Annotated in this window: 20 protein-coding genes; 11 read left to right on the forward strand and 9 right to left on the reverse strand. The window is 69.7% G+C overall.

Annotated elements, in window-relative coordinates:
- Positions 1 to 24: 24 nt before the first annotated feature.
- Genes G4D86_RS12160 through G4D86_RS12175 form a run of 4 tightly spaced genes read right to left on the reverse strand, consistent with a single transcriptional unit; the run spans position 25 to position 5,070 of the window.
- Positions 25 to 765, reverse strand: coding sequence for a tetratricopeptide repeat protein (locus G4D86_RS12160; protein WP_163992905.1), 741 nt, complete (start codon positions 763 to 765; stop codon positions 25 to 27).
- A complete protein-coding gene (locus tag G4D86_RS12165; protein ID WP_163992907.1) occupies positions 762 to 2,696 on the reverse strand; it encodes a serine/threonine-protein kinase in 1,935 nt (644 codons plus the stop codon). Before G4D86_RS12165 ends, G4D86_RS12160 begins: the two co-directional genes overlap by 4 nt.
- A gap of 47 nt (positions 2,697 to 2,743) precedes the next feature.
- Complete coding sequence (locus G4D86_RS12170) at positions 2,744 to 3,289, reverse strand: latent transforming growth factor beta-binding protein (protein ID WP_163992909.1); 546 nt, start codon at positions 3,287 to 3,289, stop codon at positions 2,744 to 2,746.
- Between the two features lie 44 nt (positions 3,290 to 3,333).
- Positions 3,334 to 5,070 carry a sigma 54-interacting transcriptional regulator gene (locus tag G4D86_RS12175; protein ID WP_163992911.1) on the reverse strand — a complete coding sequence of 579 codons (1,737 nt, stop codon included), beginning with the start codon at positions 5,068 to 5,070 and terminating at the stop codon, positions 3,334 to 3,336.
- A 140-nt stretch (positions 5,071 to 5,210) separates the two neighbouring features.
- Between G4D86_RS12175 and G4D86_RS12180 the strand changes: the two genes are divergently transcribed.
- The 3 genes from G4D86_RS12180 to G4D86_RS12190 all read left to right on the forward strand — a co-directional run bounded on the left by G4D86_RS12180 (position 5,211) and on the right by G4D86_RS12190 (position 9,235).
- A complete protein-coding gene (locus G4D86_RS12180; protein WP_240360204.1) occupies positions 5,211 to 5,927 on the forward strand; it encodes an alpha/beta hydrolase in 717 nt (238 codons plus the stop codon).
- Between the two features lie 174 nt (positions 5,928 to 6,101).
- Positions 6,102 to 8,096, forward strand: coding sequence for a sulfatase-like hydrolase/transferase (locus tag G4D86_RS12185; RefSeq protein WP_163992915.1), 1,995 nt, complete (start codon positions 6,102 to 6,104; stop codon positions 8,094 to 8,096).
- A 104-nt stretch (positions 8,097 to 8,200) separates the two neighbouring features.
- Positions 8,201 to 9,235 (forward strand): hypothetical protein, encoded by a 1,035-nt coding sequence (locus G4D86_RS12190; RefSeq protein WP_163992917.1) that lies wholly within the window; start codon positions 8,201 to 8,203, stop codon positions 9,233 to 9,235.
- Positions 9,236 to 9,294: 59 nt separating this feature from the next.
- On the opposite strand, the gene G4D86_RS12195 is transcribed toward G4D86_RS12190, so the two are convergent.
- Complete coding sequence (locus G4D86_RS12195) at positions 9,295 to 9,702, reverse strand: carbohydrate-binding protein (RefSeq protein WP_163992919.1); 408 nt, start codon at positions 9,700 to 9,702, stop codon at positions 9,295 to 9,297.
- A 272-nt stretch (positions 9,703 to 9,974) separates the two neighbouring features.
- On the opposite strand from G4D86_RS12195, the gene G4D86_RS12200 reads away from it, so the two are divergent.
- From G4D86_RS12200 to G4D86_RS12215, 4 genes are all read left to right on the forward strand, one after another.
- On the forward strand, positions 9,975 to 10,319 hold the full coding sequence (locus G4D86_RS12200) for a hypothetical protein (protein ID WP_163992921.1): 345 nt from the start codon (positions 9,975 to 9,977) through the stop codon (positions 10,317 to 10,319).
- A gap of 9 nt (positions 10,320 to 10,328) precedes the next feature.
- Positions 10,329 to 11,933 (forward strand): hypothetical protein, encoded by a 1,605-nt coding sequence (locus tag G4D86_RS12205; RefSeq protein ID WP_163992923.1) that lies wholly within the window; start codon positions 10,329 to 10,331, stop codon positions 11,931 to 11,933.
- 208 nt (positions 11,934 to 12,141) lie between these two features.
- Positions 12,142 to 14,637 carry a hypothetical protein gene (locus G4D86_RS12210; protein ID WP_163992925.1) on the forward strand — a complete coding sequence of 832 codons (2,496 nt, stop codon included), beginning with the start codon at positions 12,142 to 12,144 and terminating at the stop codon, positions 14,635 to 14,637.
- The gene (locus G4D86_RS12215) at positions 14,634 to 15,671 is read left to right on the forward strand and encodes a hypothetical protein (RefSeq protein ID WP_163992927.1); all 1,038 of its coding nucleotides are present in this window, start codon (positions 14,634 to 14,636) and stop codon (positions 15,669 to 15,671) included. Before G4D86_RS12210 ends, G4D86_RS12215 begins: the two co-directional genes overlap by 4 nt.
- Positions 15,672 to 15,725: 54 nt before the next feature.
- On the opposite strand, the gene G4D86_RS12220 is transcribed toward G4D86_RS12215, so the two are convergent.
- Positions 15,726 to 16,682 (reverse strand): alpha/beta fold hydrolase, encoded by a 957-nt coding sequence (locus G4D86_RS12220; RefSeq protein ID WP_163992929.1) that lies wholly within the window; start codon positions 16,680 to 16,682, stop codon positions 15,726 to 15,728.
- 4 nt (positions 16,683 to 16,686) lie between these two features.
- Entirely contained in the window at positions 16,687 to 17,469 is a 783-nt protein-coding gene (locus G4D86_RS12225) for a hypothetical protein (protein WP_163992931.1), read from the reverse strand.
- 74 nt (positions 17,470 to 17,543) lie between these two features.
- Between G4D86_RS12225 and G4D86_RS12230 the strand changes: the two genes are divergently transcribed.
- The 3 genes from G4D86_RS12230 (at position 17,544) to G4D86_RS12240 (ending at position 20,329) form a co-directional block, all read left to right on the forward strand.
- Positions 17,544 to 18,563, forward strand: a complete 1,020-nt coding sequence (locus G4D86_RS12230; RefSeq protein WP_163992933.1) for a methyltransferase — start codon at positions 17,544 to 17,546, stop codon at positions 18,561 to 18,563.
- Between the two features lie 342 nt (positions 18,564 to 18,905).
- Positions 18,906 to 19,955: a hypothetical protein gene (locus G4D86_RS12235; protein WP_163992935.1), complete on the forward strand. Its 1,050-nt coding sequence runs from the start codon at positions 18,906 to 18,908 to the stop codon at positions 19,953 to 19,955.
- Positions 19,956 to 20,188: 233 nt separating this feature from the next.
- Entirely contained in the window at positions 20,189 to 20,329 is a 141-nt protein-coding gene (locus G4D86_RS12240) for a hypothetical protein (protein ID WP_163992937.1), read from the forward strand.
- 345 nt (positions 20,330 to 20,674) lie between these two features.
- Here G4D86_RS12240 and G4D86_RS12245 read toward each other — a convergent pair whose 3' ends face one another.
- On the reverse strand, positions 20,675 to 22,393 hold the full coding sequence (locus G4D86_RS12245; protein ID WP_163992939.1) for a cobalamin-dependent protein: 1,719 nt from the start codon (positions 22,391 to 22,393) through the stop codon (positions 20,675 to 20,677).
- A 165-nt stretch (positions 22,394 to 22,558) separates the two neighbouring features.
- On the opposite strand from G4D86_RS12245, the gene G4D86_RS12250 reads away from it, so the two are divergent.
- Complete coding sequence (locus G4D86_RS12250) at positions 22,559 to 23,314, forward strand: class I SAM-dependent methyltransferase (RefSeq protein WP_163992941.1); 756 nt, start codon at positions 22,559 to 22,561, stop codon at positions 23,312 to 23,314.
- Here G4D86_RS12250 and G4D86_RS12255 read toward each other — a convergent pair.
- The gene (locus G4D86_RS12255; RefSeq protein ID WP_163992943.1) at positions 23,298 to 24,167 is read right to left on the reverse strand and encodes a CPBP family intramembrane glutamic endopeptidase; all 870 of its coding nucleotides are present in this window, start codon (positions 24,165 to 24,167) and stop codon (positions 23,298 to 23,300) included. The two genes, G4D86_RS12250 and G4D86_RS12255, sit on opposite strands and share 17 nt — an antisense overlap.
- Positions 24,168 to 24,413 lie beyond the last annotated feature (246 nt).

Consider the following 24,413-nt stretch of genomic DNA (forward strand, 5'->3'; position numbering starts at 1 on the left):
CGTCTGCCGCGTCCTTCCGGCGACTCAGCCCCGAGGGCCGCGCGGAGCGGGCAACTCGGGGCTCAGGAGCCACCCGTCCAGGACGCCGTACGCGTAGAGCGCCGCGAAGGCATACGCCCCCACGAGCCAGGCGACGTTGAGGCCTCGGGCCACGCTCGCGTCCCCAGTGCTGTACAGGCCGTCGGGGCCGCGCAGCGCCAGCGCCGCGCTCAGCGAGGCGGCGGAGAGCGCGAAAGTCACTCCCTGCGTCACCGCCAGGAAGGTGCCCTTCGTGTGCTGGCCATGCTTGAAGTGGCCCACGCCGAAGGGCACCAGGTACCAGCCTCGCGACACGGGCCGGTCCGCGATGCGTGCGACCTCCACCGGAGAGGGCTGAGGGGCCGTGGAGTGCCAGGGCGCGTCGACAGGCGCGCGGCGCTGGGCGGACAGCTCGGAGATGCGCTGCTGGTGGAGGACGTGCACGCGCTCGACGTAGGCGATGAAGTCCGGCGGGTACATCAGCGGGTCCAGCTTCGCGTCCGGTTCCGCCGTGAGGCCCCGCACCACCTCCTGCTCCGCGCGCTCCGTGTCCTCCTGTGCGTGGTACGTGGCGGCCAACAGCAGGTGTGCCTCGGCCTCGTCGGCGGGGTCCGTCAACTGGAGGGGCTGGAGCAGCGCTTCGAGCAGGCTCCGTGCGCGTGGCAGCTCGCCGGACTGGTACGCGTCGCGCGCGGGCTCCAGCGAGGGTGAGGCGGCCAGCACCAGTGCCAGGAAGAGTCCCGTCACGGTCCCCACCCCAGCTCCACCTCCGTCCGCTCACCGGCAACGACGTCGAAGTCCTTCCGGGTGACCTCTCCCGCGGCCCCCCGGGCCGAGAAGACATGACTGCCATGCGTGAGCTTCACGGGCTCTCGCAGGGGGGCCACACCGACCTCCGTCCCGTCGACGAAGACGCGTGCGCCCTCGGGAGCGAAGATGACCACCTCGGCCTTGCGCACCTGGAGGACGAGCTCACGCTTCACCGTCTCCCCCGCGGCGACGTGGAGGTCCTCCTCCAACACGTCACACAGCGGGTTGTCGAAGCGCAGCCGGTGCGTGCCGGGAGTCAGGCGCACCTCGCGCACGCGCGGCGTGTAGCCGCGGCTCTGCCCGTCCACGAACACCTCGGCCCACGGGCGGGTCACCACGCTCAGCGTGGCGTACCCCCGCGCCTGGGACGACGGCGCCTCGGTGGGCGGGGAGGTCCGCGTCGCGTGGGCCAGTGCCTCGAAAGGCGGAGGCGTGGACGCCGGGTCCTCGGCGCCGGGGGGCACTCCGGCCACCGGCAGGCTCCGGTCGGAGCGCGGGGGCGCACGCTTCACGCCCGCGGGCGAGGCGGTGGCCCCGCGTCGGGGCACCCCTCCGCTCATCGTCTCCGTTCGAGTGGCGCGCGCGGCCATCGGAGGGAAGACCGGTGGCTCGGGCGGGGTGGGCTCCAGTGAATCGGTGCGCGGGTCCTGGAGCGCCGACTCCGGTGTGTCCCGCTCTCCGACGGGAGCCTCGGCCTCCGCCGGCGGACGCACGAAGGGAGCTTCCGACGCCACCACGGACGTGGCGTCCTCCCGCGAGCGCCAGCCCCAGAGCGCGAGGGCGCCCAGGAGGCCCACCAGCAGGGCGCTCCCGCCGAGCACCTTCGCGCGTCCCACCTTCGGGCGAGCACGCAGGAGCGCCAGCACCTCGGAGGAACCCGGCTTGAGCGTCAGGGCCTCGTTGAGCAGGCGCGCGGCCTTCGCCCCCTCTCCTGCCGACAGCAGCGCGCGACCGTCGGTCAGCAGTCGCTGGAACCGGACTTCCCGCCAGCCGGCGGCATACGCCTCCGGCCCCTGGAAGAACCGTCTCGAGGCCTCGGAGGGAGGCCCCACGAGCTGCTGCACCGCTGACTCCAGGCACGCGGCGAGCTCCGCGCCATCCACGGGCCGCGCCCGCGTGTCCCGGGCGAGGCACCGGTCCACCAGCGCACCGAAGGGCTCCGGTGTCCCCGGGGCCACCTCGCACAGCGGCGGCGCATCCCGCGTCATCACCGAGACGGCGAGGTGCGCACTGCCCTGCCCCGCGTGTGGCGTGGTGCCGGTCACCAGCTCGAAGAGGATGACGCCCACCGCGTAGACGTCCGACGCGGGGGACCAGGCGCCGGTGTCGATGCGCTCGGGCGCCATGTACGCCAGCGAGCCGGTGACGGCGCCGGTGCTCGTCAGCCGCTCCTGGTCGGCCAGCGCGGCGATGCCGAAGTCCGCGAGCTTCAGCGGGCCACCCTTCGACATCAGCACGTTCTCCGGCTTCACGTCGCGGTGCACCACGCCGTGCGAGTGCGCGGCCTCCAGCGCCCGGGCGAGCTCCCAGCCCAGCACCGCCGCCACCTCGGGAGGTACCGGCGCGAGCCGCCGCGCCAGCTCGCGCAGGCTCTCGCCCTGGACCCACTCACACACGAGGAACGGACCGCGCACCGCGTCCTCGCCGAAGTCGTGGACCTCCAGCACGTTGGGGTGCTTGAGCGAAGCGGCCAGCTCGGCTTCGCGGCGGAAGCGCTCGTTGCGGCGACCGTCCTCGCCCGGGTGCATCACCTTCACCGCCACGCGGCGCGACAGGCGGAGGTCCATGGCCAGGAAGACCGTGGCCATTCCTCCTCGCCCCAGTTCCTGTTCCAACTGGTAGCGGCCCGCCAGCACTTCGTCGCTCATCGCGGGCGCATCCTAGAGAGGCCGTCCGGGGTGGGCAACGACTCCGCTCAGGGCAGGCGACAGACGTGCAGGCTGCCTCCTGGCACGGCCTGGCAGGAGCCGACCGCACCGCCAGGGCAGTCCCCGTCGGAGCTGCACGGCTGGTGGCATCGCTTCGAGCCCCCACCATCCACACAGAAACCGCAGCGGGTGCAGTCGAGCGAGGAATCACAGAAGGCGCCCAGGGTCTCCGGCGGGCCCCCGGTGCACGTCTCGACGCAGACCTTGTCCGGACCACACTGGTAGCCCGGAGGGCACTCATAAGAGGCGCAGCGCAGCTCGCACCGGCCGTCCTCGCAGCTGGCGAGCCCCTGGCACGAAATGAAGTCCGAGCACTCTTCCGTGAGGCGGGGCCCCGGCGCACAGTGGCCCTCGAAGTCGTCGCAGCGGTGCGACTCAGGACACTCCGAGTCCGCGACGCACAGCGTCTCGCAGTCCTTCCCCTGACAGCCCGCGTCAGTCCCCTCCTCGGGCCGAACCTGGATGTCGAGCGGGCAGCCAAGCACCATCAGCAGCCCGAGGGACACGAGAAACCACGAGACGGGGGGATGCATGCGGGGGCCAGGAGTACTTCGGGTGATGGGCACAAGCCAGTCCGTCACTCGTCCTCACCCAGGTAGCGGAACACCGAACGCAGGCCGATGCCGAGCGCCTTCGCCGCCTCCTTCTTGCTGCCGCCGTTGCGGGCGATGGCCTCGCGCACGTAGCGCAGCACGAAGGCCTCGCGGGCCTCGTCCAGGGGCAGCAGGGGCGTCGGGTCCGCCTCCAGCTCCAGGTCCTCGACACCGATGAGCTCTCCCGGCGCGAGGATGGCCGCGCGCCGCACCCGGGACACCAGCTCGCGCACGTTGCCCGGGAAGGGATGGCCCCGCAGGGCCTCGGTGGCCTTCTGCGTGAAGCCCTTCGCGCGCCGGCCCTCCTGCTTGAGCACATGGTGGGCGATGAGGAGCACGTCGTCGCCGCGCTCGCGCAGGGGAGGCACCTCGACGCGCACTTCATCCAGCCGGTAGAGCAGGTCCTCGCGGAAGGTGCCCTGCGCGACACGCGCCTTGAGGGGCTGGTGCGTGGCGGAGATGACGCGCATGTCGACCTTGCGCGGGCGGCTCTCGCCCAGGCGCGTCACCTCGCGCTCCTGGACGACGCGCAGCAGCCGGGACTGGAGGACGAAGGGCATGTCGCCGATTTCATCGAGGAAGAGCGTGCCGCCGTCCGCCGCCTCCACGAGCCCTGCCCGGTCCGTCCCCGCGCCCGAGAAGGCGCCGCGCGCATGGCCGAACAGCTCGCGCTCGATGAGGGACTCGGGCAGCGCCGCGCAGTTGATGGCGACCAGCCGCCCGCGCCGCCCGCTGCGCCGGTGCAGCGCCCGAGCCACCTCCTCCTTGCCCGTGCCCGTCTCGCCCTGGATGAGCACGTGGAGGGACGTGGGCCCCAGGCGCTCCACGTGCCGGTAGAGCTCGCGCATGGCGGGGGACTCACCGATGAGCCCCTCGAAGGTGGCCGCGGAGATGCGCTGCGTGAGGTTGTCCACGCGCGTGCGCAGCTCAGTCAGCTCGTGCGAGGTGGCCAGCAGCAGCGCGGCCAGCGAGGAGAGGGCCATCGCCTCTTCCAGGTGCACGGCGGAGAACGGAGCGTTTCCCAGGCGCCGGCCCAGGTACACGGCGCGCAGGGGCGATGAGCCCACGCGCAGCGGGAGCACCAGCGCGGAGGTGAGGCGCAGTGCCACGACACTGGGCGCACCGGCGAGCGCCGCGTCCGAGGCCACATCCGGCACGAGCACGGGCGCACCCGAGGCCATCACCTGATTCACCAGACTGTCCACCACCGCGGCCTCCGGCACCGGTCCGGTGGCGCACAGCACGTGGCGCCGCTCCCCTTCCACCGACACGAGGAAGCCCACGTCCGCGCCCGTCACCTCCGCGAGTCCTCGCATCGTCACCTCCAGCAGCTCCGTGGAGGGGCGCTGCACGAGGAGCCGCGATGCGAAGCCCGTCAGCACGGCCACGAGCTGGCCATGAGGAGCCGGCGCGGACTCGGAGCGCGGTACCGCCGGAGCCTCGTCGGCGTGGACCAGGGTGAGCGTGGCCCGGCCCAGGGCGAAGGCGTCACCCGGGGACAGTGGGGACACCTCCACGCGCTTGCCGCGCACGCGCACGTCACAGCCCTTGCTGGCGGCGGACACCGTCCAGCCGCGCTCGTCGCGGAAGAGCAAGGCGTGGCTGGGCTTCAGCCCGGACTCCTGGAGGACGACGTCACAGGCGGGGTCCGAGCCCACGGACACCACGGGCTTCTCCAGCGCGACGTGGCGGCCATCCGGCAGGGTCAGCAGAAATGGCATGCGGCGCGTAGTCAAAGCATGACTGGCTTCAGTGCCCAAGCCGGGCCATGACCGCCTTCTCCCCTCCGCGTATCCTCCGGGCCCCATTCCCGCCAGGAGGTTCCACCCTGAAGCGCTTTGGCCTCGCTGCTCCCCTCGTGATGATGACGCTGTCGATGGCGTGCGCGGGCCCTCGGGCGAGCGCCACGGCTACTGACACGTCGCGGCAGCTCGTCCACGAGACGTACACCCTCGGTGGCGAGCAACCCGAGGCGCTGCTCGTCGCCCTGCACTACTCCGGGGGAACGCCTGCTTTCTGGAACGAGTACGTGAAGGACTGGGGCGCGCCGGTGCGCGTGCTGCTCCCCCAGGGACCGCTCCCGCGCAGGGAGGGCTTCACCTGGTTCGCTCCTGGGCATGAGGAGAAGGACGAGGCCGCGAAGCTCGCGGACGTGGAGCAGATGGCCGCACGCGTCGCGGACCTCATTCGAGAAGTCCGGCGCGCCCATCCCGAGCTTCGCCACGTCGGCGTGACGGGCTTCTCATACGGCGGGGACCTGGCCTGGCTCCTTGCCATTCGCTACCCGGAGCTGGTCGACGTCGCGGTGCCCATGGGCTCGCGCCTGCTCGGGGACCCCATGCGGGCCCTGCCCGGGACGAGCCGCGTGCGGGTGCTCCAGGGAGAAGCCGACGCCATCATCGACGCACGGAAGACCACCGCCCGCGTGGAGGCCCTGAAGGTGGGAGGCGTGCCCATCGACCTGCTCACCTACCCGGGCCTCGGACATGACGTGTCGCCGGAGCTCATCGCGGACTGGCGCGCGTTCCTGCGGCAGGAGCTGAGCGGCGCGCCCGCGACGCAGTCCAAGCAGGACTGACCTCGGCGCCCCGCGCCGCATCTCCGCCTGGAGCAACTCCAGACACAGCGCGGCATGGATTGCAGATGCATGTGAGGTACAGGGGCGCCTCGCGGAAGAGCGCGGCGCGGGCGTATGCTCTTCGCGCCGCACCTTCCCGCTGGACCCGTGCCCCGCCCTGGAGGCTCCGTCCCCATGCGTCACAAGCCCGCGTCACCTCCCCGTAACCTCCTGGTCATCATGGTCGACCAGATGCGGTTCCCCCGCTTCCCCTACGGCCCGGAGGGAGGCTTCGCGGAGCCCCTCAAGGAGCTGCTCGGCTTCCAGCCCCTGAGCGAGAACAACCCCTACGCCTCGCAGTTCCCGGGCTTCGTGAAGCTGCAGCGGCACGGCGTCGTGCTGCGCAACCACACCATCGCCTCCTCGGCCTGTATTCCCAGCCGCACGGCCATCATGACGGGGCAGTACGGCACGCGGACGGGCGTCACGCAGACGGATGGTCTGTTCAAGAGCGGCGACGCCGCCGCCTTTCCCTGGCTGCGGCCCGATGGCATCCCCACGCTGGGCCACTGGTTCCGCGCCGCCGGCTACCGCACGCACTACTTCGGCAAGTGGCACGTGTCGAACCCGCCGGAGCACTCGCTCACGCGCTACGGCTTCGAGGACTGGGAGCTCAGCTACCCCGAGCCGCACGGCTCCAGCCCCAACAACCTGGCCTTCTACCGGGACTTCGGCTGCGCCGACCTGGCCTGCACCTTCCTGCGGCGCAAGGCCCTGGCGGTCGGCGTCGACAGGGTCCAGGCCGTCGCCACCGACAAGGCGCCCCTCCAACCCTCTCCTCCCTCGGAGCAGGCCCCTTGGATGGCGGTGGTGTCCTTCGCCAATCCCCACGACATCGCCACCTACCCTGCCCTGCCGCGCACCCTGGACCCCGATGCTCCTCCGGCGGGTCCGCTGCCCATCCCCTCGAAGGGCACGCTGTCCACCGCGCCCGCGGGCGGCACCTTCCGCGCCCCGCTCAATCCGGCCGGTCTGGACAAGACGTGCGCCCGGCCTCCGCCCCCGGCCGCGATGCCCCTCGGGCCCGACAAGCCGTCCTGCCAGCTCGACTACTCCTACAAGGTCGGGCTCGGGCTCGCGGCGAAGACGGGCATGGGCGCGCTGCGGGGGCTCGTGGCGGCCGGCAAGACGCCCGAGAATCCCGAGGCCGTCGCGCTCGGCGTCACGCTCGCCTCCAACATCCCCTTCCAGCTGACGGTGAACCCGGAGGCCTCCGTCGCCGCCTTCGTGCAGTACTACGCGTACCTGCACCAGGTCGTGGATGGGCACATCGCCCGTGTGCTCGAGACGCTCGAGGAGGTGGGCCTGCACGAGGACACCCTGGTCGTCTTCATGTCCGACCACGGCGAGTACGGCGGTGCCCACGGCATGATGATGGAGAAGTGGCACGCGGCCTATCAGGAGGCGCTGCATGTGCCCGTGGTGTTCCGTCACCCCTCCCTCAACTCGGACCTGGCACCCCGGCAGGTCGAGGCGCTGACCAGCCACGTCGACCTTGTCCCCACGCTGCTGGGGCTCATGGGCGTCCAGGGCCAGGACCTGGAACGGGCCCGCGAGGAGCTGCGCCTGCAGCGGGTGGTGCCGCCCTTCGTGGGCACCGACCTGACCCCGGTGGTGAAGGGCGAGGACAGCGTGGTCCGCGAGCCGGACGGCTCGGAGCGGGCGGGTGTGCTCTTCGCCACGGACGACGAAATCACCGAGCCCCTGCCGCCGGATGGAGACCCGCACTCCATCCAGGACCTGGAGAACTACGCCTTCTTCTGCAAGGTCGTGGAGGTGCTGCGCACCGGGCGGGTGCCCGAGCTGGCGCCGGGGCCGGTGCGCCAGCCGAACCACATCCGCTGCGTGCGAAGCGGCGCCTGGAAGCTGGCGCGCTACTTCGACCCGCACGGCGTGGAGGCGGACCAGTGGGAGCTGTACGACCTGGACACGGACCCGCTGGAGTCCCACAACCTGCTGGCCGTCAACGGCCCCTTCCCGGAGCTGGCGCCCACGGTGCCGCCCCAGCGCCGGACAGCAGTCGCGGAGAAGGCCGCGGAGCTCGGCGCCCTGCTCAAGCGCTACGAGCAGGAGAAGCTGGCTCCGTGGCCCGGGACTTCGCGCGGCAGGGCCGCGAGCGCCGTCGGGTGAGCGGCGCCTTGGGGTGAAAGGCCTCGTCCAGGAGTTGCGTCAATTCTTCGCGCAACTTCTGGACGCCTCCCGGGTTCACGAGGGTTTCCCGGAGGAATCACCGCATGAAGCAACACGGAAGGACGAAGCTCATCTCGGCGTGCGGGCTGCTGGCCCTGGGCCTCATCGGCTGTGGGGCCACGGAGGACGCGCTCGAACCCATCGCGGACGCGCCCCAGGGCACGTCCCGTGCGGCCCTCACGGTGCACGAACAGGCCGCGCTGGACACGGCCAACAACTCGGAGAGCTGCAAGCCGCTCGGGAACTTCTACTGGGAGATTGGCAATGGGGCGGGGTTGCTCTACGGCATCCCGCGAGGCAGCGGAGTGTCGGCCACGACGGTGATGCCCATCGCGTCCGCGAGCAAGTGGCTGTACGTGGGGGCCTACGTGCAGTCCAGGGGGTACGCGAACCTCAGCACGGACGAGAAGAAGCGGCTCAACTTCACCAGCGGCTACATCGACGAGAACACCACCTTGTGTGGGGACGCCGGGACGACCGTCTCGGATTGCTACGGACCTGCCTACAAGAACGTCTCCTACCGCCCGCTCCAGAATGGCCGGTACTTCTACAACGGCGGGCACATGCAGAAGCTGGCCCTGGACGATATCGGCGCGCGGAAGGGCACGGGCCTGGCGAGCGTCATGGATTGGATCAACGCCCAGCTGGGAACCACGCTGCCGGAGTCCGACAGCGACGTCGCCGTGGCCGGGGGCTTCTCAGGCAGCGCGGCGCACTACCGCGTCTTCCTGATGAAGCTGCTCAACAACCAATATGAGCTGTCCTCCAAGCTGACCGTGGACTCCGTTCCAGCGTGGCCGGGTGGCCCGAACGTGTCCTACACGCCATGGACGACGGGACAGGCGTACTACGGGCTCGGACACTGGATTGAAGGTGAGACGCTCGGTGGCGTGTGGAGCGTGACGGGCCACTCCTCGGCGGGGGCGTTCGGCTTCTATCCCTGGGTGAACGCCGCCAGGAACCGGTACATGCTCCTGGCTCGCAGCCGCCAGCTCGGCGGGGAGGAGGAGGGCGAGAAGTCACGCGCCTGTGCCCAGACCATCCGCAAGGCCTACGAGCTGGGCGTGCCGCAGCCGTAGCCGCCGAGGTCCCTCTCCTGCTCACGACGGTGGCTGCGCTCAGGGTGGCCCTCAGCGAGTCACATGCGGCTGAACCGGAAGTTCTGACCGTTGTTGTTGTTCCACGTCCGGTTTCCATACGCGTCGTCCACGTACACCGCGTACTCCACCGGCGCGCTGTCGCTCACGTACAAGGTGGGCGTGCGCCAGAGCTCATCCTGCGACCCGTAGGCATTGGACTGGTTGTACTGCCAGGTCAGGTCGACCTGGTGAGTCGTGTGCCAGTTGTCATTCGTGTACACCATGCCCACCGAGTGGCCCGGTGCCACGGGCCAGACCCCCACCCTCACGGTGAGGTAGTACGAGTAGTAGCTCCCCCCGCTCGAGGTCGCCTGGGTCTCCGCCACCCAGACCTCCTCCGCCACGGCCAGGGTGGGCAGCATCAGGACGCACAGCACCGACAGCAACCGCGCAAGACGCTTCGTCATGGGACTCCCTCTTTCGTTTGATGAGCCTCCATCGTGAAAAGGTCCTCGCGAGCACGTCAAGGTGCCCAGGGGAGCAAGCGACCCATGAGGTGGCGGTGCGCCACCGCGCTCACCTGGCGCCTGCGGCGGTAGACCCACGACTGCAACGCGCTCGGGCGCCAGGCCCCGGCCTGAAGAGACGAGGGCGTTTGACTCGCCGGGCCGCTCCCCCGTCTACTTCCGGACGTGGCGCCTTCTGGCGCCCGCTTTCACCTCGAGAGGGGGAGCACACCATGGGACTCAAGGACGCCATCCGGGAACTCGGCAATCAGGTGGATGACCTCAGCAAGCTGGAGGTCGTCACGTATACGGGCAAGGTGGACGTCGCCATCAACGCGGCGGGCGCCATCGACTGGGATGGGCTGAAGAAGGGCGCGAAGACGAACGGCGACGTGAAGCTGGTCGCGGCCACCCAGCTCAACTTCGACGGGGACAGCTACACCTTCCAGACGAACGAGGACCTGCCGCGCATCGCCGAGCTGCTGGCGCTGCACCAGCAGGCCATCAACAGCAGCCTCCAGGCGCGCAAGGCCATCACCGACTTCTTCGCCGACTCCATCAAGAACCTGGTGAAGTAGTCCGCCGCCATGCCTCCGCCGCCGGAGCTGGACACACTCAAGCTCGCGTTCACGGGGGCGCGGCAGCTGCCCGCCGCCACGCAGGGCGTCCAGCTCCAGGTGGGCGCGGATCGGCTGGAGGATGCCGCGCTGCTGGAGGAGAACCTCCGCCGACTCGAGGACGCGGCGGGCCTGTCCCCGCTGCCCCCGTCCGTAGCCCCGGTGCAGGCCCAGGAGGAGTACGCGCTGCGCGTCCGCGCGGTGCGCACGCGCCTGGACAGCCTGGGCTATGCGGACGTGGGGGACCTCGACAGCGGGAAGATGGACGTGAAGCTCCTCAAGGCGCTGCACCGCTTCCGGGAGGAGGCGGGGCTGCCCAGGAACGTGGGAATCGACCCGCCCACCTGGGATGCGCTCCAGGAGCTCGTCGCGCTGGAGCCGCCCTTCAAGGTGGACCGCTGGGTGTCCCCCGAGGGCAAGCTCAACCCCGTGCTGACGCGGGCCGTGCAGCTCCGGCTCACGGTGCTCGGGATGCGGGACAACAGGCCCGTGGACAGCACGGTGGACCAGTACACGACCATCCCCCTCGACCGTTTCCGAGCCGTCGTCTCCATGCTGGGGTTGGCGGACACGGTCAGCATCCAGGCGAAGGGACTCGAGGACCTCAGCAAGAACAGGCAGCTCATCGCGCTGCTGTTCGACCATGACGTGCAGCTGGACGCGGTGGCCGAGGGCGGGGATGCGGTCAAGGATGCGCTCGAGGATGGCCTGGAGCTGAACGAGCGGACCGACTGGCCCTCGACGAAGCGCTACCTGCTGCGGCTCGTTCGCGCCGAGCTGTGGCTCAACGGCTACCCCATTGGCGACATCCGCGAGCCCGTACGGGAGAAGCCCATGCGGGAGTCGCTCCAGGTGCACTGGCAGCACGTGGCGCCCACGCCGCTGTCCGAAAGCGCGCTGCGCCAGGTCACGGACCGGCTGCGACTCGAAACCCTCCAGGAGCTCTCGCGCCAGCAGCGCGAGCCCGAGGTGTCCCCCGAGGAGCTGGCCGCCTTCGTGAAGGCCAACGAGCCCGCGCTGCAGGACTACTGGACGCGTGACGTGCCCAACTCCGGTTTCTTCCTCTGGGACGGGCTCCGCCGCGCCGCGCGGTGGCTGGGGCGCCAGGTGAAGCGGCTGGCCGAGGGCCTGGTGGATCTGGTGCGACGGGGCGTCGGCTACGCCGTCACGCTGGTGAAGAACGTCTTCCGCGCGCTCTTCCAGAAGGCCAACGAGGTGCTGACCACCATCCGCAAGGCGGCCACCGCCTTCGTGGATGGCGTCGGCCTCTACCTGAAGGGCGAGCTGCGCGAGGGCACGCCGAACGTCCGCGCGGCCTGCCGCTTCCGGCCGGACGGCGACGCGGACCTGCTGGTGCTGGGCGACGACGGCATCGACGCCGCCAAGGGGGTGCTGAAGCGGATGGAGCGGGTGGGGCTCGCGCTCCAGCTCGCCGCGTCCGTGCTGTCCCTGGTGATAGGGCTGGTGGCCTCGGCGGCGCGGGGGCTCATCGGCTGGATTTCCCTCATCGCCCAGCTCGTCCGGGTCGGGCCGCAGCTGCGCGACCAGGTCCTCGCGCTCGCGGCGCTGGCGTGAGGGCCAGAGGCTTTCCGCGGGCTCGCACACGGAGTCTGAGAAGGACAGGACTGGCCGCTCTGCCACTTGCGCTGCGTGGGATTCAGCAGGGACAACCTGTACTTCACGGGGGACCGAGCGGGCGGCGCTGTCTGGTATGGCTTCCTCCGCCCATTGTTGGAACGAGGGGGCGCAGCCCGCCATGCCGTATCCCAGGTCAGTCCGTGTGTTGTCGTGCCTGCTGTTCGCCGCCCTGTCGCTCGCGGCGGGCTGCAAGGACGAGCCCCGCCCCTATTACCCGGGGCTCTTCGAGTGCGGCAGGCTCACCTGCCCCGAAGGTGAGACATGTCAGGACCTCACCAGCGTCGTCCCCACCTGCGTCTCGAATCCCGCCCAGACGCTGGTGCGGATTGCGCTTCCCGCCAGCTTCATCCCGCTGCCGACCACCGGCGCTCCGGTCGAGGGCACCACCCTCGAGTCAGGCGGATTCCGCACGAGCAGCGTCTACTTCGACTTCGAGGCCACGGGGCAACACCTCTACCAGCTGACCGGCACGTGCCGGGACATGTACGGCTGCAGCGTGTTGATGGCGGATGCGGAGGGCCTCTCCTTCCATGAGGCCTCGTCGTATGTCTCCAACGGCGTCGAGCAACTCGACGTCCGCTTCCGGCCCGTTCGGGCGGGGCGCTACGTCATCGCGCTGGCAGCCCACAGTGGGGAGTCCGCGGGCCACTACTCGCTCCAGCTCCAGCCCCTGCCGGACGACCATGGGGACATCGCGGAGTCGGCCACGCCCATCAGCGGCGATGACGCCACCTTCGAGGGCGTCCTCCAGGCCACGTCGGACCGCGACGTCTTCGCCTTCCACGCGGAGGCGGGGCAGCGGCTCGTGGTGGCCTGCACCCAGGAGGGAGGTGGCGGAGCCTACCTCCAGCGGACCGTCTCCGGCGCCTCGGGCGAGCTCTCGATGGAAGGGTCGGAGGTGGACCCCACCTACCTGACGACCGGGTCCGGGCCGCACTTCATCACCCTGTCCACCCCTTCGCTGGGGGACGGGCCCTTCAGTTTCCAGTACAGCTGCCGCTTGCGGAACGTCACCCATGACGACCACGGCGACACGGCGGCGGAGGCGACTCCGCTGGGAACCTCCGCCCTGGAGGAGGGCTGGTTCGAGGCGCCTGACGATGTCGACGTCTTCCAGGCGGAGCTCGCCCCGAAGGCCTACTACCTGCTGGGCTGCGAGGCCCCGGCGGGCCGGCAGTGCACGGTCCGCGTCGTCGCGCCCTCCGGCGCGGTGCTGCAGCGCTTCACCCCCTCTGAACCGGCCATCTACGTCTCCAGCGAGGCCGGAGTGCACACCGTGGAGCTCCGCGGCAGCGGGGTCCATGACTACCGGCTCCGGTTCAATCTGGGCGGCGTGGACGAGCATGGGGACACCCCCGAGCAGGCCACCCCGATTCAGGCCGGGTCCACCCTCCAGGGCGAGTTCCATGGGCCCGGCGACGTGGACGTCTTCGCCCTCGACGCCCTGGTGGCCCACGGCTACCGCTTCACCTGCACCAGCCGCGCAGGCGCCGGCTACCCGCTGAACCTGGTGATGCGGAGCGCGGACGGAGAGGTCGTCTCCTCCCCGCCCAACCACACGCCCGCGGAGGTGCTGGCTCCGGCGGCGGGGCGCTACTCCGTCCAGGTCCAGGGCCTGACTCGCGCGCTCGTACCCCACCCCTACTCCTGTACGCTGGAAGACCGCGGACCGGATGCCCACGGCAACATCCTGGCGCAGGCCACGCCCATCACCCTCCCGGTGAAGCTCGGCGGGCGCGTGGAGACGTCGCAGGACGCGGACGTCTTCACCTTCACCGCCGAGGCCGGGCAGTTCATCCTCGCCCGGCTGGGTGTCCCCCCGTCGGACGCCTCGCGGGACGAGGTGCGGCTCCTGGACGCGAGCGGGCAGGTGCTGGCGAGCGCCCAGACTCCGTCCGCGCTGCTCTCCCACCGCCTGGCGACGTCCGGCACCTTCTTCCTCGAGGTGCGGGGCGCCGCCAACGACTTCACCTTCGAGGCGGAGAACCTGGGCTTCGACGACCACGGAGACACGCTGGAGACCGCGACGCCGCTGACGCAGGGAGTGACAGTCAGCGGCCGGGGACAGAGCACCCAGGACCGGGACGTCTTCTCCCTGCCGGCAGAGCCGGGGCGGTTCTACCGGTTCGTCTGCGTGCCCGAGGTGGGCAACAACATCGGCGAGTGCAACGTCACCCTGCTGAATGGACACCGGATGGGCTGGGACGTGAAGTCCCCCCTGCGGCACGGCTTCCTCTTCGACGTCTCGGTCTCCGGCACGGTGGGCCTCGCCATCGACGGGCTCGAGACGTACACGGTCCGGCTAGAGGAGGCGGTGCTCGACGACCATTCATGGCAGGCCGCGCAGGCCACGCCGCTCACGCTCGGCAGCGCCATGGCGGGAGTCCTCGAGGCGGCCATCGACGAGGACGTCTTCGTCGTCACGCTCCAGAAAGATGCGGGGTACCGCCTGCGGGTGGACGCGACCTTCTTCATCCGGTACTCGGCGGTGGACGCGCTCACGGGGCTCCCCGTTCCCCCGAACAACGGCATCACGCTCACGCCCCAGACCACCGGGCCGGTCCTCATCCGCATGTCGCCGGACTCCCTGCAGGGTTCCCCGCACCTCGGTCCCTACGAGCTGCGTGTCGACAGCTTGTGAAGATGGACGCGGGCCTGCTGCGAGCCAAGGAGAATCCCAAGATGCATGCACCTCGGCCGCTCGGTGAGTTCCAGTTCGGCGAGTTCGTCGCCGGCTTCTGGCTCTTCACCCATCAGCGCCGCGTCCACCTCGGCGTGTTCGACCGCGATCGCCGCGAGTTCCGCGACACCCTGACGTTCGCGCGCCTCGAAGCCGATGGGCAGGCCACGCCCTTGCGGCGCATCGAGAACGAGGAGTCGAGCCTTCGTGCCGTCGATGCGCGTGTCGTCGGTCCGGACATGCGCTTCGTGCTCGAGCTCAATCTGGGCGTTCCGCTGCAGCTGACCCGCACGGCCCTCGAACCGTTGCTCGATCCCGCCGGGCCGCCGACGACGTTCAGTCCCGCTCATCCGATTGGTCCCTGGCCGCAACTGGACGCGCGCATCCATCTCGACGTCGGTGAGCAATGGAACGTGGCGGACAGCCTGGGGCCGAAGCAATGGTTGTTCAATCCACGCTTCTCGCCGGGCGCTCCGACGGCGTCGATGAGCGTCAACACCGCCGATGGCCAGACCCTGCTGCTGACCGATGAGGGCGCGCCAGCCGGCCTGCTGTCCGACGCGGCGCTGCCACAGTGGTGGGACCGCCCTGCGCTGCGCGTCGTCGCGTTTCAACGCATGGCCGGGCCCTACCGGCCGTTCTGGGCGCTGTCGCGCTATTCAGCACCAAAGCTGATTCCTCCCAGCGAACTGTGGGTGGTCGATGCCAGCACCGCGCCGCGCAGTCTCTCGGCCGAGTGCAAGCTCGGCTCGGTGATCGGCTTCGCACTCGCGGATGGCCCGCGCGGCGAGCCCTGGCTGCTGGCGCTGACACGCGCCAGGGCCGGCGTGGTCATCAGTGCGCTGGCACGCACCGCCAAGGGCTGGGCGATGGTCCACGAATGGCCCGTCGACGCACTGGCGACGCGTATCGTGGCCCTGTGGCACGACGACGCCTGGCACATCGTGCTGGGCCATGGCGAGCCGGCCACCTCGCTGCACTACCTGCGTCGGTGACCGGCACCCGAACGCTCAGGGGCTTCATCGAGGGTAGTGGTGCGTGAAACCCGGTCAGGCGGGCAGCTGTTTCAAGAAGGCCAGCAGCGCGGCGTTCACTTCGGCGGCGCGCTCCTGCTGAATCCAGTGGCCCGCACCCGGAATGACGCGCACGTCTTTTAGATTGGGCACCAGTGGCTTCATCAGGTCCACCGGGGCGAAGGCGCGCCCCGGGTCCTGCTCTCCGATGATGAAGAGCGCGGGCTGCTCGATTTTCGCCGTCGCGAGCTCGGGCAGTTCCTCCCAGTCGCGGTCCATGTTGCGGTAGCGATTGAGCCCTCCACGGAAGCCGCTGCCGGCGAGTTCCTTCGTGAAGTGCGCGAGGTCGTCCTCCGTGAGCCAGTCGGGCAGCGTGGCGGGGGCGTCCACGCCCGTGAGGAAGCCATCGCCCTGCTTCCTGTTCCGCACGGCCTCGGCCGTCGTATCGAAGCCGGGGACACCGGCGAGCGTCGTGCGCAGCGTCCTCGGGATGTCCGCTTCGAGCTCCGCCTCGGCGACGCCGGGCTCCTGGAAGTAGAGGATGTAGAACCACCCCTCTCCGAACGCGGCCTTGAAGAGCTGCGTCGGCGGCATGGGCGGGCGGCCGAGGTGCGGGACGCTCATCCCGACGACGGCGCGATAGCGCTCAGGATGAAGCGCGGCACTGTTCCACGCCATCGCCGCGCCCCAGTCGTGGCCGACGACGACAGCGGTCTTCTCGCCGAGGGCATCGAGCAGGCCCGTGAAGTCGGCGAGCAGGTGCTTCATGCTGTACGCCTCGACGGGCCACGGCTTGTCGCTCTGGCCGTAGCCCCGAACGTCGGGCGCCACGGCGTGGTAGCCGGCGGAGGCCAGCGCGGTGAGCTGGTGGCGCCACGAGTACCAGGACTCCGGCCAGCCGTGGAGGAGCAGCACCAGCGGACCTTCACCGGCCTCTGCGATGTGGAGGTGGATGCCGTTCGTCTTGACGGTGCGGTGTGTAATGACAGACATGGAGTCACGGCCCTCCGAAGCTGGAGGTGGCCGTGCCGGCGTTGCCTCCCGCGAGGGGTTTGTAGGGGAAGTAGAGGTTGCGCACAAAGCGGGTGAAGAGGTGCTCCTCGTTCCAGCGCTGGCGTGCCATGCCGTACACGCCGGGAGCGCGCAGATCATGGGCCGACACGCCCGTGACGAACTCCCGCTCGCTGTAGATGGCGAAGACCTCGTCGATGGCGGCGCGGCTGCGGTAGGTGCGCAGCATCGTGCGATAGACGAGCTCGCTCTCCTCCTGGGTGAAGGCGAGTCCCTGGATGGCGTGCGCCATCTCATGGAAGACGAGGTACTGCTCCGACTCCAGCTTGTCCTGTCGGAGCGCGATGCGCGCCCGGGCCCAGTCGGGGTGGTCCCAGAACAGGCCCGCGGCCTGCGGCGACACCGCCCTGGGATAGCCATACTTCACCAAGGAATGGCCGGGCGGGATGAGCTCGAGCGTGAGCGGGCGCGCGGCCTCCAGCCGGGCGATGAGCTGGAGGTTGCCGGAGAGCTGCTTCGCGATTTCGTCCTGCACCCGCTGCACCTGCGCGGCGGGAGCGCCGTACCTCTTGAGCTCCAGCTTCGCCTTCACGTACGCGCGGGCACGGACAGGCCCTTCCGCGGGAGGTCGGCCGCCGCGCACCTCGAAGACATCACCTCCGGCCAGGAGGGTGAAGGCGCTCAGTGGCTGCTTGCGGCCGACGTCCGCCGCGAGCGGAGTGACGTCCGGTGTCGAGCCATCCAGGAGTTCGTAGCGCTCGGGTTGCATGGCGGTCCTGCGTCGCAGGGTAGCACTGGCCCAACGCTGCGCCCTACCCCCGCTGGAATATGATCCAGACCGCTATGGACCAGACACCTCCTCCGAATCCCTCGCAGCAGCTCCTGGAGCACATCTCCAGCTATTGGATCTCCCAGATCATCGGTGTGGTCGCGCGACTTCGCCTCGCGGACCTGCTCGCAAGCGGTCCTCTCTCGAGCGATGCGCTGGCTCCGCGGGTAGGCGCCAACCCGGATGGGCTGTACCGCCTGATGCGCGCGGGGGTGGTCGCGGGCCTCTTCACGGAGGTGCCTCCCCGCACGTTCACGCTCACCCCGCTGGGGGCCGGCCTCCGTTCGGAGGTACCCGGATCGATGCATGACATGGCCATCATGATGACCGCCCCAGGCCATTGGCGGCCCTGGGGAGACCTCTTCACTGCCGTGCAGACAGGGCGCTCCACGGCCCGCGGGGCGCTGGGGACCGACCTCTGGGAGCATTACAAGAAGAACCCGGAGGAGGCTTCGCACTTCGACCGTGCGATGGGCAGCTTCTCCAGCTTCGTCGCCACGGAGGTGGCACGCCTCCACGACTTCTCACCCTATGCCCGCGTGGCCGATGTGGGGGGCAGCCAGGGCGTGTTGCTCGCCGCCGTGCTCCGTGTCTACCCCTCCTGCCGGGGCATCCTCTTCGATCTACCGCACGTCATCGAGGGAGCCCGGGCCCCAGTGGAGGCCGAGGGGCTGAGCCAGCGGATGGACCTGGTGGCGGGGAGCTTCTTCGAGCCAGTCATTCCCGCCGCGGAGGCCTACCTCCTCAAGCACATCCTTCATGACTGGGACGACGCCTCGTCAACCTCCATCCTCCTGCAGATTCATCGCGCCGCACCGCTGGGAGCCCGGCTGATCGTGGTCGAGATGGTGATGCCGGACGGCGGGGATCCTTCGCGCACGGCATTCATCGACCTCAACATGCTCGTGCTCGCGGATGGACGCGAGCGCACGGCCCGCGAGTACGAGGCGCTGCTCGCCAGCACCGGTTGGGCGCTGGAGCGCATCACTCTCTCCCCGACCGGCGTGAGCCTTATCGAGGCACGCAAGCGCTGACGACGTCCTCGAGCGCGCGGCTCCCACTGGGCAAAGGGAGAGCTGGCGCCGACCTGGGAGAGGGGCTTGAACTGGAGCAGCCGACTCCTTCTGGCTGGAATAGCAGCGCCCCAGCGACGAATCACTGCCGCCAAGACAACCTGGTTCTGTCTCCAGAATGTCTCCAAGAGGTGTTCACGGTGACACTCTCGCTCTCGTGGCTCACCCGGCGGGCGGGTGGCAGCGAGTGGCCGGCGGCCCTCGCGCAGGGGCGAACCGGCTCAACCTGCTGCTCACCAGCGGACAGCTCCCGGGCAGGCCGGCGCAGTCACACCGGGAGGGCGCTGTCATCATGATGAGGGCGTGAACGAGACCGTCGAGAAGCTGGTCGCCGAGGTGGAAGCCATCGCGCAGCCGCGCGTTGCACTCGAGCTGCAATGGGGGGTCATCGATGATGAGTCCCGAGAGGAATACAGCGCGTGGGTGTTGGATCTGCACGCCATTGTCGAGCAGCCCGGCCGTCATCACAGCCAATACTCCACGCTGCCACTCCATCGGTTTCCGGCGGAAGCGCTCACAGACCGGAGCGACGCGCATCGCATCGCGGAGGTCGTTGCTGAGCGAACGCACCTGGCGTTGCATGCGCCGCCGGTCGAAGACCGCGGGGGGCCAGGCGGCTCGGACTGGCTGCGCAAGACGCCTATCGGTCCGCCAGTTGCGTACGACTGCAACTGGGAAGCGAGCTGGTGGACCGACGAGGGGCGTAGGGAAGAGGCGAGAGGCCGCGAGCCGGTTCGCGCCGAGTCGGGCAGGCTCGCGGGTGCGAGGTTGGTGGGGCAGCTTGCGAGCAGGTTTCCGCAACGGCCGCTCTCACTCCGCGTCGATGCCGCTGGCGAGAGGAGCCATATGGACCGTTCCGTGCCCTACCCGGCCGAGCTTCCCGAGGCCGACACGATTCGCGCGCTCGCGCTCGCTGAGGCGTGCCGTGCTTCTCGGATCGCGCGCGGGCTTCCTGCAACAAGCGGGCTGTCGCTGATGCTCGCGTTCGCGGCGGCCTTCGAAGGTTGGCCAATCGCAATGTCTACATACGCGCCGCTCGCGGCGTGGCGTCGCGGTGAGCTCGATGATGCCGCGCTCGACGACGCGGTCAGCCCGGTAATCGACCGCACCCGGGACGATTGGGACCGTCCGCGCAGGTTGTGCGAGGTAAAGGCGCGCGGCGACAGCGTTGCCGCGTTCATACGCAACGAACAACGCAAGGGCCACTACAGCAACAACATCCAGCTCGTCCGAGCGCTCCTCAAGACGTTCGGCCTGAGCCTGGGTGACGCGAAGCACTTCGTCTACTCCTGTAGTGACGCGCGGCTCGACGCCGAGCTCGATCTCCGACTGGAGCAACGGATGAAGCCCTGATGCAAAGCCCCCGGGCTCTCTCCGGAAGCCATCAGGCGCGTGTTCGACCAGCAGCGCGCGTTTCAGCACCACGGCGGCCGAGCGCAAGGCGGAAATGGCGCGGCTGCGCGATGAACTCGACGCCATCTGCCGCTCATTCCTCGCGCTGGATGGCGGCAAGCCGCCGACGAAGCAGGACGTGACGCAGGCCCTCCAGCGCTACCGCGCGGAGCGCCGCTCGGGCCCCCCAGCGAATGCAGATCTTCGTGGGCGCGCTGTCCGACTTCCCCGCGGTGGACCTGGGCGAGCCCTTCACGAACGGAAGCACCAAGAGCCTGGGCACGCCCCTGCCTTGCCCCAGGCACCAGGGCTGGATGCCGCCGGACCGGCGTTGAGAATCGAGGGGCCCCCCCAGGCCGGAGCGGAGGAGGCGCATCTCGACGATGCGACCATTTCCAAAAGCAAGAGGAGCCCTGCCCATCCGCAGCAGGTCTCCTCCCCAGGCACTACTGCCCGTGCCGCCCCCGCTTCCGAAGATGCTCGGCCAGGATGAAGAGGAGGGCTGACGTCATCGTCCGGGGGAGTTCACCCGCGCGGCTCCCGCGGGGGAGCCCAGCAGCGCGCCATCGGCTCCGCTCGCACCGAGCGACCTGGGAGTGCAGGAACTCTGGGGCCAGCTATGGAGTCACGGGCCTCCGAAGCTGGAGGTGTCCCCAGAACAGCCCTGTGGCCCGCGGTGACTACGCCGGCTGGAGGAAGCGTCCGTCCACCAGGTGGTCGATGACCTCGCGCGCGGAGCCCGGGTCGAGCCTCGCCTTCGCTCCCAGCTGCGTCACCGCGGTGGCGACAGTCGTGGGGCGCTCGAAGGCGGTCAGGGCCGCGAGGAGGATGGCACCGTCCTCGCCCTGCATGAGCGTCGGGTCCGAGAACCTGCGCGGGCTGACCGACGGAGCACAGCTCAAGGTCGTCCCGTCCACCGAGCGCACGACGGTGACGCGCTCCTGCGCCACCTTCGCCGGAGTCCGATGGCTCCCCAACCAGTCCCCCAGCGCGAACTGCTGCGTCCAGGGAGCGGTGTTCCGCAGCCGCGTGCGGCCATTGACGACGAGGTTCCGCTTCGCGTCCCGGTGCTCCCACGCCAGGGCATCTACGCGGTCGGAGTTGCGCTGCACCGCCGCCTCCAGCTCCGCGTCCTTGAAGCGAATCATCGGCACCGACACGTCGCCCGGCTCGCGCCGCTCGAAGTAGTCGAGGAACTCCGTGAACGTGCGCGCTTCGCTCACCATGTCGAACCGCGCGGGGTGCTCGGTGACCAGCGCCCCGGGTTGCGATTCGAGCCGCTGATAGCCCACCACGCAGTCCAGGCTGATGACGCGCTCCACGAGCCGGAGCTCCTCCGCGAGTGTGGCCTTGCTCGCGAAGGGAAGGCCTCCAATGCCGGAGATCTCGATGTCCAGGTTCGGGTGGCGGCGAGAGGCCTCGATGACCTCGAGCAGCTCCACGTCCTTCGCGCACGGCTTGAGCAGTCCGCGGCCCATCTGTTCGAGGCGCTGCTGCTCGGAGAAGCAGCCGATGTCGACCACCATGTGGATGCGCTGGAACGTCTGGGCCAGCGCGGCGACGAGCTCGAGCTTGGGCACCCCCCACAGGAAGTACGTGCAGCAGTGGCGCGAGAGGTCCACGCCCGCCCAGGTGCTCCCCAGGAACTCCGCCGTGCTTCCGGCGAAGTCGTAGCGCATCTGCCAGGTCCGGTCGGCAATCTCCTGGTGGTCCCTGCGCACGCTCTCCTCGGACCGGAGGAACGGCTTCGCGCGCCCGAAGGCCGCCTTCTGGTTGCCACGCGCCCCGCCGCAGTAGAGGCAGTTCTCGCCGCACCCCTTACCCGGCGCCACCCAGCCCGAGAAGGAGTGCTGGTCCATCTGGCTCAGGAAGAGCTCGTTGAAGTGCGAGTAGTAGATGTCCTCGGTGTTGGTCGCGCCCTGCACATAGGCCAGCGGCAACCTTCGAGAGCGTCCATCGGGGGTCCGCGTCACGCAGTTGGGCGGAGCGGCGTCGCCACGGCAGATGGCCAGCAGCGGCACCTCGCCGTCGCCCAGCACGACGTCGTCGATGCAGTCGTAGGCGTTCAGCTCCCGCCACCAGTACGAGGCGGAGTTACCTCCCACGACGATGCGAATCCCGGGGTCGATCTTTCGCACGGCCCGCGCGATGAGCAGCGCGCGGTCCACGTGGTGGAACCACTTGAGGCTGAGGCCGATCAGCTTCGGACGCACGCGGGTGACGAGGCGCTCGAATGAGCGCACCACCTCGGCTTCGGTCTCATCCCCGTCCCACAGCCGCACGAAGGCTTCAATCCCGCCGCGCCGCAGGTAGCTCGCGAGATAGAGGATGCCGCACGTGGCCTCGCCCGTTCCGGCGCCGACGAGGAGAACTGGCGAGAGGACACGACCACCACCCATGAGACGAGCACCCGACCTTTCCGAGAGGGCGTCAGAGTAGAACATCCGAGGGGTTGGCGGCGCGGAATGGTTGGCGGCCGACCGCCCAGGCATGCGTGCGACTTACGGGTAGCATGCACAGCCGCCCCCCAGTTACGTCAGTCCCAACAGGAGAAGGAGCTCGGTATGGGAATCACGATGTCCCCGCAGGACTACGCCACGGCGTTTCGCGTACTCGCGGCCACCGCCCGGCACCCCGAGAACATCGGACAGGTCGTCGAGCAGCGAATCCTCCCCCGGCTGCCGAAGCAACCCTCGCTGCTGGACGTGGGCGCGGGGTCGGGCAAGGTGGCCGAAAGGCTTGCGCCGCACTTCGACCTGCTCACCCTGCTCGAGCCCAACCGGGACCAGATTGCCGGCTTCAATCACGGCAAGGCGAAGATCTTCCTGGAGCCCTTCGAGCGCTACCAGTCGTCCGAGCAGTATGAGCTCGTCCTCTGCTCGCACGTCCTGTACCACGTGCCCCTCTCGGACTGGGGCGGGTTCATCGACAGGCTGCTCTCGTTCGTTCGCCCCGGAGGCTATTGCCTCATCGTCATGGCCGCCGCCCGAGGGCCGACCTACGAGCTGTGTCGCGACTTCTCGGACACCCTGCTCTTCGGCGAGCACCTGGTCGCCACGGTGAAGCAGATGGGGCTGCCGCACGAGGTCATCCCGACCATGAGCGGCTTCTTCACGAAGACCTTCGAGGAGATGTACACGCTCTGCCGCTTCTTCGTGCTCGAGGGCTGCTTCACGGCGGCGCAGCTCGCGGCCCTGAGCGCGGAAGAGGTGCGCGCGCTCGATGAGAAGATTCGCGTCCACGCCGAGCGCTGCCGGGGCGCTGACGGGATGTACCGCCTGGAGCAGGATGAGGATCTGATCATCATCCCGAAGCCGTAGCCTGCCTCCGCGGCGTCCGCGCGGTGACGTACACCGCGAGGCCCGCGACTCCGATGATGAGCAGATTCCACAGGCTGCCCTCGGGGCCCGTGGCTCCCCCGCTCAGCCACGCCGGCCCCGTGGGATGCGTGGTGAGCAGGTGGCCATCCCCCGCGAAGCCGCTGTTGGCCACCCCGAACAGGAAGGACTGGGCCCAGTTCCATGCGGCGTGGAAGCCAATGGCCCACCACAGCGACCCGAGCCGCCACACGCTGTAGCTGAGCACCAGTCCAATCAGCATCACGGCGGCGAGCCCGATGTACCCCTCGCCCACGTTCGTCAGGTGCCCCGAGGCGAAGATCGCCGAGGTGAGGACCGCCGCCTGGCGAAAGCCCAGGCCCCGCCCCAGCGCCTGGAGCAGATAGCCCCGGGTCGTCAGTTCCTCGAACAGGGCCACCAGGAGATAGGCACCGGCCCACGCCAGCCCCGCATGCCAGGCCGCCACGCCCTGGAGCGCGACGCCGTCTAGCACCAGGGCCCCCGAGAGCACCAGGAGCCCCGCCAGGGCCGACATCAGCAACAGCCCGACGAGCGCGCCCTGCGTGAAGCGCAGCAGGGAGCGGCTGAGCCCCAGTCCATAGGCGGCGGCCGTCCGCCGCTCGAGCCGCGCCATAAGCACCATCGCGACGACCACGCCGAAGAGCCCCAGGGAGACGGACAGCGCCACGCCCCGGGGTGAAGTGGCATCCCGCACCAGGTCGCTCTGATGCACATCCAGGAGGCCGAGGCCGATGACGACCGGAATCTGGAGCACGCCCGCGAGGACCAGGAAGAGCAGCGCGCCCCAGCCCGCCCTCAGCCCCTCGGGTCCCATGAAGACCCAACGCACCCCGCGCCGTGGCGCCGTGGCTGTGAGCCCACCCTGCATCTCGTCCGTGCTCCGTGTCACCGCGCCACCATGCCCCTGAAAGAACACGGTTGCGGAGGGGACGATAGGAGATTCGAAACGACACGCAGGTGCTCGGAACGACAGCACGCTCATACCGCGGGGCTGGGTCACCTTCGCCATCTCGGGAGGGTCCAGGTTGAATGCGCGACACCCTTCGAGGGGGGCGGACAC

Origin of the sequence: Pyxidicoccus caerfyrddinensis (assembly GCF_010894405.1) — a bacterium.
Classification (GTDB): Bacteria; Myxococcota; Myxococcia; order Myxococcales; family Myxococcaceae; genus Myxococcus; species Myxococcus caerfyrddinensis.